Below are 12,798 nucleotides of genomic sequence, written 5' to 3'. Positions count from 1 at the left end.
CGAAGATAATCAGGGCATAATGCGCTTATACCATTCACTTTATATGAACAATCATGGACAAGGTGAAAGCGATGCAGACGTTCGTGCGCATCGTCGAAGCGAACAGTTTCACGCGCGCTGCCGAGTCGCTCGACCTGCCGCGTGCGTCGCTCACGGCGACGCTGCAGAATCTCGAACGTTATCTGGGCGCGCAACTGCTGCAGCGCACGACGCGCCGGCTGTCGCTGACGCCCGAGGGTGAGCGCTACTACGCCCACTGCAATGCCATCCTGGCCGCCATCGACGATGCCGAAGCCGACTTTCTGGGCGAGCACGCCGGGCGCATGCAGGGCAGGTTGCGCATTGACCTGCCGGGCGCGCTCGGGCGCGCCATCGTGCTGCCGCACATCGGTGAGTTTCGCCAGGCGTTTCCGGCGCTTGACCTGACGATCAGCCTGGGCGACCGCCTGGTCGACCTGACCGCCGAAGGCATCGATTGCGCGTTGCGCGTGGGCGACTTGCCCGATTCGAGCCTGGTCGCGCGCCGGATCGGCCTGATGCGCTTCGTGATCGCCGCCACGCCCGGCTATCTGGCGGAACGGGGCACGCCTGAAACGGTCGATGCATTGGGCCAGCATGATGCGATCGTGCATTTCTCGGGCAAGACCGGCCGTGCATTCGAGTGGACGCTCGCCGATCAAGAGAAGGAAGAGGGCGCGGGTAGCGTGGTCCGGGTGGCCATCGATGGCGGCATCGCCGTCAACGATGCCGAGGCCAACCTGCTGTGCGCGCTGCAGGGGCTGGGACTGGCGCAACTGGCCCGCTACCAGGTGCGCACGCACGTGGCGCAGGGCGCGCTGGCCGTCGTGCTGCCCGCCATGTGCCCGACGCCGATGCCCGTCTCCCTGCTGTATCCGCGCGGGCGCATCGCCAATCCGCGCCTGCAGGCGTTTGCCAGCTGGCTGGCCGGTGTGTTCGAGGCCGACCCCGACCTGCGCCTGGCGGATGCCTGACGCCGGTTCACCCGCCGCTCAGAAGTCCACGTTCATCGACAGCCACAGGCGGCGCCCGTCGAGGTTGTTGACGTAGACGCTGCTGTAGGTCGGCGCGGCCGCTGGCGTTGCGCGATACGGCCGGTAGTCGATGAAGTCCTTGTCCAGCAGATTGTAGATCGCGGCATTGAGCGTGATGGCTGGCGTGACCTGGTAGCTGGTGCCAAGGTGCAGCATCGTATAACCTTTGAAGTCGCCCAGCGCGTCCCGCGCCGCGCGGGTGGCGGCCGACGTCCCCGGATCGCGGAAGCGCTCGCTGCGGTATTCGGCGCGCAGCCACGTGTTCCAGTCTGGCGACACGTCCCAGGTCAGGCGCGCATTGAACGCGTGCTTCGGTGTGTCGGACAGCGGCTTGCCGGCATTTTCGCCGCTTTCCTGTTCGCTGTCGGTGTACGTGTAGTTGGCGCTGGCGGCCCAGCCGGCGGCGAGCGGGAAGCGCGTGGCAAGTTCGACACCGCGCGTGACGGCCTCGTCGACGTTGATCGACTGGCCGAAGGCGTCGACGTTCGGCCAGTTGCCGAAGCTGACGCAGCCCGGCCGGTTGAGTGCCGGGCGGTAGGTGCAATTAATCAGGCCAGTACCGCTGGTGATCTTGTCCTTGAAGTCGTTGTTGAAGAGCGTGGCGTTCGCGGTCCAGCCGGCGCCATCGTCGAAGTAGGCACCCAGTTCGGTGGTGACGCTGGTTTCGGGTTGCAGGTTCGGGCTGCCCACGAGCGGGATCGTGCCCTGGCCACCGAAGCCGTTGATGCCGGGGGTGAGCTGCTCGACGCGCGGGGTCTTGTAGCCCTTGCTCACGCCGCCCTTGACGGTCCAGCGGGGCGAGGCGCTCCAGACCAGGTAGCCACGTGGGCTCGTCTGGCCACCGAAGATGCTGTGGTCGTCGTAGCGCGCACCGATTGTGAGCGAAACCCGGTCGTGCAGGCGCCACTCGTCTTCCACGAACAGGGCTTTTTGCGTGAACGCGAACGCTTGCGGCGCGACGCCGTCGATCATCTCCGCATCCCAGTGCTGGGCGCCGATCGTGGTCAGGTGCGTGCCCCATGGCAGCAGGAGCTTCGTGTCGAAGACCTTGCTCTCGACTTCCAGCGTGCGGGGCGTGCCGGGGACTGCGCCCGGCGTACCCGGCGGAATCGTGCGGCCGATGGTTTCCGTGTTGTTCACCATATAGCTGCTGTCCCAGGTGCCGAACGGCAGGCGCGCCTTGTACGACAGCGTGGTTTGCTCGCGGTTGTATTTCTGTTGCGGCCCATAGCCGCCCGTGCCCAGCGTGCCAAGCTGGCCGCGCGTGTTGTCATACGTCTGGCGCGTCCTGTCGGCGTCGAGCACCAGTTCGTGGTTGCGGTTGGGGGTGAACGCCAGCCGCGCGCCGACGTTGTCGATCTGCTGCTTGACGGGGTTGGCGTTCTGCGTGAGTGGCCGGGCCGGGTTGATCCCGTCATACGCAATGCTGGCTTCGTCGCGGCGCAGGGTGCTGCCGCGCAGCGAGAGTCCCAGCACATCGGTCTTGAGCGGACCGCTCAGGTAGAACTTGGCGCCCTTGACGTCACCGAATTGGCTGTCTTCCTGCAGCGTGTAGTCGGCTGCCACCGAACCGGCCCAGCGCTTGCCGACCTTGCGCGTGATGATGTTGATCACGCCGCCCATGGCGTCCGAGCCATACAGCGTCGACATCGGACCGCGGATGACTTCGATGCGCTCGATGGCGCTGACAGGCGGCATGAAGCTGGTCGAGGTGCCGCCGAAGCCATTTGGCGTAACGTTGCCGGCCGCGTTCTGGCGCCGGCCGTCGATCAGGATCAGCGTGTAGTCGCTTGGCATGCCCCGGATGCTGATGTTCATGCCGCCGGTCTTGTCGCCGGCCGCGCCCACGTCGATGCCTTCCACGCTCTCGAGCGCCTGCGCCAGGTTGCCGAAGCGCTCTTTCTGCAGCTGTTCACGGGTCAGCACCGTGATCGAGGCGGGCGCTTCACGGATCGTCTGCTCGAAGCCGGCCGCGGTCACGACCACGGTCGGCATGGTCGCCGGCAAATCGTCAGCAATCGCATTAGCGGCAACACCGGCAACAGCGGCAAGCGGCAGCGCGCCGATGGCCAGGCTCAATACGGTGCGGGCAAATTGGAGGGCAGGCAAACGGTCAGTCATTGTTCAGGCATCCTTTTTATAATTTGAAACAAAGCTCTGCGTAAAGACGTAAAACGAGGCAAAGATCGCAGAATGGCGCCATTCTAATGGTTAATGCGAATCATTCCCATTCAAATTTCATGACGGGCGTGTCGGATGCTGTTCATGCAATGCCGTGCTGCCCATGCCACTGGGGTTTCCCGCTATGATGTCAGGCGGTGCCCGCCCAAGGCGCCTGCGCCTTACGATCAACCCAGCCACTGGAGCATCATGAAGAAGTACCTGACCCTGACCCTGGCAGCGACCGTTGCCGTCGCCGCCATTCCCGCCGCCCACGCGAACGCCGACCTGGCCAAGGCCAAGGCCTGCATGGCCTGCCACGCCGTCGGCACCAAGCTGGTCGGCCCGGCCTACAAGGATGTCGCGGCCAAGTATGCAAAAGATGCCGGCGCCGAAGCGCGCCTCATCCAGAAGATCCAGAAAGGCAGCAGCGGTACCTGGGGCCCGATCCCGATGCCGGCCAATCCACAAGTGACAGAAGCCGATGCCAAGGTCCTGGCGAAATGGATCTTGGCGCAGAAATGACCCATTGGCGGCCCCAGTCCCGGCCGCCCTGACCGTACCTGGCGCGTTCTTTGCATATAAGCAATGAACTCAACGCCAGGAGCGGCCGATGTTCTTGCACAACGATGTCATCGAATACCTCGATCCTCCCGGCCATCTGGTGCGGATTCTCTGGATCGACGTGGCAGATTCCGTGGCCTATACCTTTGCGCTGCGCCGTCCGAGCGCCACACCACGCAGCACGCCGCTGCACGTGCTGGTAGCGGACGTGTCGACCCGGCGTGCCCGGTTGCTGCTCACTGACCCTTGCCGCGCACCGCGCGTCGACGCCCCATCCGGCAAGCACCACCTGCTGCAGATGAAGGCGTGGGATGCGGTGAGCGCGCTGCATCGCGACCTGCCGCAACTCTATCTGCCGCGTCCGCGCGGGGCTCTGCTCAGCGCCTACAGTCGCGCCCACGGGATCTCCGTCGCCAGCCTCATGCGCTACCTGCGCCGCTACTGGGAGCGGGGCCAGACGATCGACGCGCTGCTGCCCGATTACGCCAACTCCGGTGCGCGTGGCAAGACGCGGGTGGCCAGCGCCGGTGTCAAGCGCGGCCGCCCGCGCAATGGTGCAACGAGCAGCGCCAACGCGGGCACCAACACCGACACCGCGCTGCGGGCGTTATTCCTGGCCGCTGCTGCGCACTTTGCCGCTACCCATCCGCGCTTTTCGCGGCCGGCCGCGTATCGCCAGATGCTGCGTGACCACTTCGCCGATTGCCCGCCCGGCGCCATTCCCAGCTATGGCCAGTTCAACTACTGGCTGGAACGCGACGGCGTTGACCGCACCCATTGAAGTGCGTCGTTACGCCACAACGGTGCAATGTCGATTTGGCATGCTCGCGGCGCGTGCGCGGCGTTGCTACGCCGTCCGTGCACGATCCCGAACGGGTCAGAAAAAATAAAGTCTCGACGCAGCATGCGCCCGGCATCGGGCGAAGCGCGTCACCTTTGTCAATACGTACGAAGAAGCGTCAGCCCTGAATCTTGTTTGCATAAAGACGCTTACGTCAGGCTTACGTTCGGTAAAGCTACCGCTGTACTTTATTTTAATTCGAGGCGTATTGACGATTGTACCGCCCACTTGGCACAGGTATTGCTGATAGACCACTAGTTGCAAGGTCTTTCAGTAACGCCAAGTGGAGGTAGAAATGAAACGTTTGACACCGTCGCTGACCCGACGTGAGTTCTTGTACCGCGCCGCCGCCGTTGGCGGTTCGGCGCTGTTGATGGGTTCGATGAATGCCTGGGGCATGGGGATCGCTTCCCGGACCACGACGCCACCTGTACTCGCTGGCTCTGGCAAGGGGAAGAAAGTCGTCGTGCTGGGCGCCGGTCTGGCCGGCCTGACGGCAGCCTATGAACTGGGCAAGCTGGGCTACGAGGTCCAGGTACTCGAAGCGCGGCCCTACGCAGGGGGGCGCTGCCAGACCGCGCGCAAGGATTTCAAGCTGCACGAACTGGGCGGCGAGGCCCAGCAGTGCCGCTTCGACGCGGGCCAGTACATCAACCACGGCCCGTGGCGCATCCCGCTGGATCACCAGTCCACGCTTTACTATGCGCGCCAGTTCAAGGTGCCGCTCGAAGTGATGGTCAACGAGAATGACCATGCGTATGTGTACCTCGAGGATGGCGGGCCGCTGTCGAAGCAGCGCCTGCGCGGCGCCCAGATCAAGGCCGACATGCGCGGCCACGTCGCCGAGCTGCTGGCCAAGTCGGTCACCGGCCACGCGCTCGACACGCAACTGACCGGCGACGACCAGCGCCTGCTGCTCGATTACCTCAAGCGCGAAGGGGCGCTGGACGCGGGCGACCTGGCCTACAAGGGGCGCAGCGGCCGTGGCTTTGCCACCAACCCCGGCGCGGGGCTGGTGCCGGGCGCCGGCACGCCGTCCGATCCGCTGGCGTTTCACGATCTGCTGGCCGCCCGGGTCGGCAAGGTCTACAGCGCCGTGCAGGAGTTCCCGATGCACGCCACGATGTTCCAGCCGGTCGGCGGCATGGACGCGATCCCGCGCGCCTTCGCAAGCCGGCTGGGCGGCCGCATCCGCTACCACGCCGAAGTCCAGCGCATCCGCCAGGGCGACGACAAGGTCACGATCGACGTGCGCGACACGGCCAGCGGCGCGCTCTCGCGCGTCACGGCCGATTATTGCCTGTGCACGGTGCCGCTGTCGGTGCTGCGCATGATCGACACCGATTTCTCCGACGGATTCAAGGCCGCGATCAAGGCCGTCCCCTACGCGCCGGTCGGCAAGATCGGCCTGCAGATGAAGCGCCGCTTCTGGGAAGAAGACGACCATATCTACGGCGGCCACGTGCTTACCGACCTGAAAGGGATCAACACGATCTCGCTGCCGTCCGGTGGCTGGCAGCAGAAAAAGGGTGTCGTGCTGGGCTACTACCACTACGCGCTCGACGCCATTGAAGTGAGCGGGATGACCCCTAGCGAACGGACCGAGTTCGCACTCGCAGCCGGCGAAAAGATCTTTCCTGCCTACCGCGCAAGTTACGAAAGCAGCTTCTCGGTTGCCTGGCATCGCGTGCAGTACAGCCTGGGCGGCTGGGCCGAATGGACCGACGCCGCGCGCAAGAGCGCCTACCCGATCCTGCTCGATGGCGAGCGCCGGGTGCTGCTGGCCGGTGAACACCTGAGCTACCTGACGGGCTGGCAAGCCGGCGCCATCGAATCGGCATGGCAGCAGGTCGAAGCGCTGCACCGGAGGGCCAGCGCATGAAGACCCCGATCCTTGCGCTGGCAAGCGCCGTTCTATGGGCTGGCGCTGTCCAGGCCCAGGCTCCCGCACCGGCCGACGGCAAGACCCTGTTTGCCAGGAACTGCGCGGCCTGCCACCAGGCCAATGGGCGCGGCATTCCCGGCGCGTTCCCGGCGCTCGTCGCCAGCCCGGTTGCCATCGGGCCGGCCGACGCCGTGGCCGAGGTGCTGCTCAAGGGGCGCGGGGGCATGCCCGATTTCAGTACCAGCCTGGATGATGCCGATATCGCTGCCGTCCTGACCTATGCGCGCAGCAGTTGGGGCAACCGCGCGCCGCCGATCGCCGGCGCCGAGGTCGCCATGCGGCGCGCGGCGCTGCAGGTCGCACCGGCGGGCGACAGCCGCTTCGGCAACAAGCACTGAGGCTCTTCCTTTCCTTTCTTTTCCTTCCCATGCCCATGAAAGACGATCCAATGACATTTGCCGCTTTCCGCTCCACCTCATGCCTGGCCGCCGCGCTGCTGCTGGCGCCGGCCATCGCCAGCGCCACAGCCACGGACATCGTGCGCCACAAGATCCCGAACTCGGATTTTCCCATTGCCCTGGCCGTGTCGGTGCCGCCCGGCGCGACGATCCACTTCATCAGCGGCCAGGTGCCGCCCATCGTCGACAAGGCCGCCGGGCCCGACACCATCGCGGCTTTTGGCGATACCAAAACGCAGACGGTCGGCGTGCTGCAGAAGATCAGGGAGATCCTCGCCGGCATGGGGTTGGGCATGGGCGACGTCGTCAAGATGCAGGTGTTTCTGGTGGGCGATCCCGCGCAGAAAGGGCGCGCCGACGTCACCGGCTTCATGGCCGGCTACACCCAGTTCTTCGGCGGTACGCAGCCCAACCTGCCGGCGCGCGCGGTGATGCAGGTGGCGGGCCTGAGCAATCCCGGCTGGCTCGTGGAAATCGAAGTCGTGGCAGCAAAGAAGTAAGCGGCGCGGCCCGTGCCGGGCCACGCCAACCATACCTATAACAGATCACGCCAACCAGGGAACCACCATGTACAAGACCATCATTCATACCAGTGTCGCAGCCGCTTTGCTGTCGTGGGGCGTGGCGGCCCACGCCGCCGACAAGGCGGTCGATCCCGCTGTCGACTCAGTTGTCGACACCGCGGCGGCGGCGGCGGTCGCGCCCGATGCCCCCGCGATCGCCAGTACCGGCGTCGTGATCGTCACGGGCACGCGCGCAGCCGGCCTGACGGTCGAGGACAGCGCTTCGCCGATCCAGGTGCTCGACGCGTCGTCGCTGGCCCGCACCGGCCAGCCCGACCTGATCCAGGCCCTGGCCCAGAACCTGCCGTCGCTCAATGCCCAGGCCTTCGGCAGCGACATGGCGGCGATGACGCTGTCGGCGCGCCTGCGCGGCCTGTCCCCGAACAACACGCTGGTGCTGGTCAACGGCAAGCGCCGCCACGGCACCGCCAACCTGGCCGTGCTGGCCGGCGCCTTTCAGGGCGGCGCCGCAGCCGACCTGAATTTCATTCCGGTGGCGGCGATCGAACGCGTCGAAGTGCTGCAGGACGGCGCGGCCGCGCAATACGGCACCGACGCCATCGCCGGCGTCATCAACATCATCCTCAAGTCCAATTACCGTGGCGGCAGCGCCAACGTCAGTGGCGGCGGCTACATGGACGGTGGCGGGCACACGGGCGACGGCATGGCCAATATCGGCCTGACCCCGTTCACCGATGCCTGGCTGTCGCTGACGGCGGAAACGAAATACCACGGCTTCTCGCAGCGCGGCGGGATCGATCCGCGCGTCGTCGATCCGGCCACGATGGCGGCGATGCCGTCGCTCGTCAATGCGCCCGGCTACCCGTACCTGAACAAGATCCAGGGCGACGCCCAGTACCGCCAGCACATCTTCGCCGCCAACTTCGGCGTGGACCTGGGCGGCGACACCGAGCTGTACAGCTTTGCCACCTACGGCAAGAAGGAAGCGCGCGCCTTCGAGAACTACCGCATGCCCAACCGCCTGCCCGCGATCTACCCGCTGGGTTTCAGCCCGCAGGAGACGTTCGACGAAGAAGACTATGCGTTCACGTTCGGCATCAAGGGCAAGGTGTTCGGCAACTGGAACTGGGATCTGTCGAGCACCTACGGCAAGGACGTGGCCAAGCTGGGCGTGGCCAATTCGGCCAATGTGTCGTTGTTCGCCGATACGGGCGCGACACCGCTGTCCTTCAAGGCCGGTGAGTTCCAGGCCAGCCAGTGGACCAACAACCTCGACCTGCGGCGCGAGTTCGACGCCGGCATGGCCACGCCGCTGACGCTGGCGCTGGGCCTCGAGCATCGCCGCGACACCTACGCAATCGTTGCCGGAGACGCCGCATCGCGCTACAAGGAAGGGGCGCAATCGTTCCCGGGCTTCTCGCTGACCGACGCCGGAAAACACAGCCGCAACAACAAGGCGGTCTACGCGAATATCGCCGTGCAGCCCGTGACCGGCTGGACGGTCGACATCGCCGGACGCTTCGAGGATTTCAGCGACTTCGGCAACGCCAAGGTCGGCAAACTCACCAGTCGCTACGACTTCACGCCGGACGTGGCCGTGCGCGCCACCTACAGCAACGGCTTTCGCGCGCCGACGCTGGCCGAATCGTTCTATTCGGCCACCAACGTGTCGCCACGCAGCGCCTTCGTGCAACTGGCGCCGAATTCGCCGGGCGCGCGCCTGGTGGGCATCGACGGCCTGAAGCCCGAAGCATCGACCAATATCAGCGCGGGCCTGGTGCTTAATCCGGTGGCCGGCATGTCCGTCACGCTGGACGCCTACCAGATCACGATCCGCGACCGCATTGTCGGCAGCGGCTCGCTGTACGGTTCGGGCGGCGCGATCAATTCGCCGGCCGTCACGGCGGCGATCCTGGCCAATGGCAATGTGCTCGACCCGACCGTCGTGCAAACCGGTATCAACATCTTCACCAATGCGGTCAACACCCGCAGCCGCGGCGCCGAAATCGTCGCCACCCTGAGCAGCAACTACGGCGCATACGGGCGCGTGGACTGGTCGGCAGCGGCCAATTACAACAAGGTCGAGGTCATCAAGATCAACCAGGCACCAACGCAGCTGGGTGCGCAGACGCTCCTCGACGCCACCGCGATCTCGCATCTGGAAACGGCCTCGCCCAAGGTGCGGGTGAATCTGGGCGGCCTGTGGCGCATGGGTGACTGGACCGTGAACCTGCGCGAGAACTACTTCGGCAAATCGTCCGAACAGTTCTCGACCGACGGCGCGGTGTACCGCGAAAACCGGATCAAGGCCAGCCTGTTGACCGATCTGGAAGTGAGCTACCAGATCAGCAAGGCCTGGAGCCTGTCGCTGGGTGCGAACAACCTGTTCAACGAGTACCCGGACAAGGTCAACGCGCTGACGCTGGCGGAGCAGCGCGCCAATCTGGACAACGGTGCGGTGACGATCTACCCGGGCTTTTCGCCGTATGGCATCAACGGCGGTTACTACTATGCGCGCGCGGCCGTGAAGTTCTGATCCGCGGCATCGGGCGTCAAACGTCGGGCGGCTGGCCGTGGCGGGCCAGCCGCTTGATTGCCGCTATGAGTTCGATCCAGCCCGAGACGCAGATTGGATAATCGAAAATATCGATCATAGGGCGATAGATAACTCGTTTTTCATCATGGCCGGTGGCGCGCATAATAGCGTCATCGCATCGAGAACAAAGCGCGAATCAGTAAATGCCCGCAACGGCATCAAGATTCGAGCAGCTCGATGATCCAATCACGAAAGGAGCACATGATGTTGAACGTCCGTAAAAGCAATGAACGTGGTGGCGCCAGTTTTGGCTGGCTGAACTCGCAGCACTCGTTTTCGTTCGGCCACTACCACGATCCGAAACACATGGGTTTTGGCCCGCTGCGCGTCATCAATGATGACCATGTAGAGGCAGGCCGCGGCTTCGATTCGCACGGTCACCGCAATATGGAAATCATCTCGTATGTGCTCGAAGGCGCCCTGGCGCACAAGGACAGCATGGGCAACGGCTCGGTGCTGCGCTACGGCGACGTGCAGGTCATGAGCGCCGGGACGGGCGTCGTGCACAGTGAGTTCAATGGTTCGAAAACCGAAGGCGTGCACTTCCTGCAGATCTGGATCGAGCCGAACGAGATCGGCGCCGAACCGCGCTACGAAGAAAAGCACTTCGACACGGCCTCGAAGACCGGCAAGCTGCGCGTGGTGGCGTCGAACGACGGCCGCGATGGTTCGGTCTCGATCCGCCAGGATGCGTCGATTTATGCCGGCATCTTCAACGGCGCCGATGGGGCGACCCATGCGCTGGCCGATGGCCGCCAGGCCTATGTCCACGTGATTCGTGGCCAGATCACGGTGAACGGCGTAGCACTGAGCGGTGGCGACGCGCTGAAGATCACCGGTGAATCTGCGGTGACGCTGGGCCAGGCCGAAGCGGCCGAAGTCCTGGTGTTCGATCTGCCGCAGTAACACGCGCAGGCAGCATGGCAGCAACGCCGCCCCAGCCGGGGGCGGCGTGTCGTGTGTGTCGTTTACAAGGCCGCACAGGGATCGGCGGTCATGCGCGCGAACGGTGAACTCGTGCGCATCCGGTCGATCCACCAGGTGAGCGCCGCGCCATCCTCGGTGCTGCGCCAGGCCAGATAAAAGGTTTCGTCGGGCTTGGGTTCCACCACCTGTTTTTCAATGAGCTGACCACGCGCGATGGCCGGCCTGGCCCAGGCCTCGGGCAAAAAGCCAAAGCCCAGCCCCTGTACCTGGAATTCGTACTTGGTGCGCATGTCGGGCACGGCCAGCGTGGCCTGTCCGAACAGGATGCCCACGGTGCGCGCGCCCAGCACGCGCGCCGAATCCGACACCGTGATCGCCCGGTACGGCAGCAGATCGGCCTTGTCGAGCGCGTGATCCAGCGCTGCCAGCGGGTGGTGCGGCGCGACCGCAAACACGAAGCTGCTCGTGCCGATCGGTTCAGCCGTGTAGCCGCCGCCTGACGGCCCGTCGCCGGCGGCGCCCACGAGCAGGTCGACGCGGCGGTCGAGCAGGGCGTCCCAGGTGCCACCCAGCGACTCGCGCACGATGCGCAGGCGCGTGTGGTCGGCGACCTGGTAAAAGTCTTCAATGTCCGGCTGCAGGCCACCCGCGCCCAGCACCGAATCCATTCCGATCGCAAAGTCCGTTTCCCAGCCCGAGGCCACACGCCGCACGCGCGACTCCAGGTCGCCGGCAGCGCGCAGCAGGTAGCGCCCGTCCTTGAGCAACGCCTGGCCCGCCGGCGTCAGCGTGACCTTCGGCCCGAATCGGTCGAACAGGCGCACGCCCAGGTCGTCCTCGAGCTTGGACACCGTGTACGAGATGGTGGACGGCACGCGAAACAATTCCTTGGCCGCGCCCGCGAACGAGCCGCGACGGGCGATGGTGTCGATGATCTGAAGGGCGTCGAGGCTGAGCTTGAGCAAGTAGGCATCCTGGAATCGGTATTCAGCCATGGTAGCGGCAAGCGCGGGTGCCACCAAGCCCCCGGGGCGAAAATAGCAGTCTGATTCTGTCGCCATGGTTGGCTGGCGCGCGCGCCATGCGTGCGCAGCAGAACAGATGCCTGGTTTTGAAAATTGGTATCGTACGGGCTGCCCAATCATATGGAGTACGTCCCGTGTTCGAGTTCATCACCGAGTTCATGCAAAAGAGCGGCTATCTCGGCGTCTTCGCGCTGATGGCGCTGGAAAACATTTTTCCTCCGATTCCATCCGAGCTGATCATGCCGTTTGCCGGATTTGTCGCTGCGCGCGGTGACCTGAACGTGATCGGCGTGCTGCTGGCCGGCACCGCCGGATCGGTAGCAGGCGCTTTGCCCTGGTATTACGCCGGCAGGGTGTATGGCAAGGAGCGGCTTGAAGCCTTCGCCGACAAGCACGCGCGCTGGATGACCGTCACCCACGGCGACATCGAGCATGCGATGGACGCCTTCGAAAAGCACGGCAAGAAAGTGGTCCTGCTGGGGCGGTTGATTCCGGCGATCCGCACGCTGATTTCGGTGCCGGCCGGCCTGGCCAAGATGTCGATGGGCCAGTTCCTGTTGTTCTCGACGATCGGTTCGCTGATCTGGACCGGCATCCTGACCGGCGCCGGCTATGCACTCGAGAGCCAGTACGAGCGCGTGGCCGAGTATGTCGATCCGGTATCGAAGGCAGTCCTGATCGGCCTGCTCGGCTGGTATCTGTACCGCGTGGTGACATTCAAGTCGCGTAGCAAGACCTGAACCGTTCATGGCTGCTGGCCAGGCCA

General features: G+C 64.9%; 12 protein-coding genes. 9 read left to right on the top strand and 3 right to left on the bottom strand.

The genetic code is table 11. The features are described from left to right. Positions 1-53: 53 nt before the first annotated feature. Positions 54-992 (top strand): LysR family transcriptional regulator, encoded by a 939-nt coding sequence (locus tag AC1MGT_RS00505; RefSeq protein ID WP_499502422.1) that lies wholly within the window; start codon positions 54-56, stop codon positions 990-992. An 18-nt stretch (positions 993-1,010) separates the two neighbouring features. Here AC1MGT_RS00505 and AC1MGT_RS00500 read toward each other — a convergent pair whose 3' ends face one another. Then, the gene (locus tag AC1MGT_RS00500) at positions 1,011-3,173 is read right to left on the bottom strand and encodes a TonB-dependent receptor domain-containing protein (RefSeq protein ID WP_499502421.1); all 2,163 of its coding nucleotides are present in this window, start codon (positions 3,171-3,173) and stop codon (positions 1,011-1,013) included. 249 nt (positions 3,174-3,422) lie between these two features. Here AC1MGT_RS00500 and AC1MGT_RS00495 point away from each other — a divergent pair, with 249 nt between their 5' ends. The 6 genes from AC1MGT_RS00495 to AC1MGT_RS00470 all read left to right on the top strand — a co-directional run bounded on the left by AC1MGT_RS00495 (position 3,423) and on the right by AC1MGT_RS00470 (position 10,020). Continuing rightward, on the top strand, positions 3,423-3,737 hold the full coding sequence (locus tag AC1MGT_RS00495; RefSeq protein WP_332531982.1) for a c-type cytochrome: 315 nt from the start codon (positions 3,423-3,425) through the stop codon (positions 3,735-3,737). A gap of 88 nt (positions 3,738-3,825) precedes the next feature. Continuing rightward, entirely contained in the window at positions 3,826-4,557 is a 732-nt protein-coding gene (locus tag AC1MGT_RS00490) for a hypothetical protein (protein ID WP_499502420.1), read from the top strand. Positions 4,558-4,912: 355 nt separating this feature from the next. Continuing rightward, positions 4,913-6,499, top strand: coding sequence for a flavin monoamine oxidase family protein (locus tag AC1MGT_RS00485; RefSeq protein WP_499502418.1), 1,587 nt, complete (start codon positions 4,913-4,915; stop codon positions 6,497-6,499). After that, complete coding sequence (locus AC1MGT_RS00480; protein ID WP_499502417.1) at positions 6,496-6,900, top strand: c-type cytochrome; 405 nt, start codon at positions 6,496-6,498, stop codon at positions 6,898-6,900. The genes AC1MGT_RS00485 and AC1MGT_RS00480 overlap by 4 nt, the downstream gene beginning before the upstream one ends. A 50-nt stretch (positions 6,901-6,950) precedes the next feature. After that, positions 6,951-7,460 (top strand): RidA family protein, encoded by a 510-nt coding sequence (locus AC1MGT_RS00475; RefSeq protein WP_499502416.1) that lies wholly within the window; start codon positions 6,951-6,953, stop codon positions 7,458-7,460. Between the two features lie 67 nt (positions 7,461-7,527). Further along, positions 7,528-10,020 carry a TonB-dependent receptor plug domain-containing protein gene (locus tag AC1MGT_RS00470; protein WP_499502415.1) on the top strand — a complete coding sequence of 831 codons (2,493 nt, stop codon included), beginning with the start codon at positions 7,528-7,530 and terminating at the stop codon, positions 10,018-10,020. 16 nt (positions 10,021-10,036) lie between these two features. Here AC1MGT_RS00470 and AC1MGT_RS00465 read toward each other — a convergent pair whose 3' ends face one another. Further along, entirely contained in the window at positions 10,037-10,183 is a 147-nt protein-coding gene (locus AC1MGT_RS00465; protein WP_499502414.1) for a hypothetical protein, read from the bottom strand. A 101-nt stretch (positions 10,184-10,284) separates the two neighbouring features. On the opposite strand from AC1MGT_RS00465, the gene AC1MGT_RS00460 reads away from it, so the two are divergent. Beyond that, positions 10,285-10,986, top strand: coding sequence for a pirin family protein (locus AC1MGT_RS00460; protein WP_499504358.1), 702 nt, complete (start codon positions 10,285-10,287; stop codon positions 10,984-10,986). A gap of 62 nt (positions 10,987-11,048) precedes the next feature. Here AC1MGT_RS00460 and AC1MGT_RS00455 read toward each other — a convergent pair whose 3' ends face one another. Beyond that, complete coding sequence (locus AC1MGT_RS00455) at positions 11,049-11,972, bottom strand: LysR substrate-binding domain-containing protein (RefSeq protein ID WP_499504357.1); 924 nt, start codon at positions 11,970-11,972, stop codon at positions 11,049-11,051. 194 nt (positions 11,973-12,166) lie between these two features. Here AC1MGT_RS00455 and AC1MGT_RS00450 point away from each other — a divergent pair, with 194 nt between their 5' ends. Then, the gene (locus AC1MGT_RS00450) at positions 12,167-12,772 is read left to right on the top strand and encodes a DedA family protein (RefSeq protein WP_499502413.1); all 606 of its coding nucleotides are present in this window, start codon (positions 12,167-12,169) and stop codon (positions 12,770-12,772) included. The last annotated feature ends 26 nt before the right edge of the window (positions 12,773-12,798 follow it).

Source organism: Telluria sp. BA11 (genome assembly GCF_056680305.1).
This window is presented reverse-complemented; position numbering and strand designations above follow the sequence as displayed.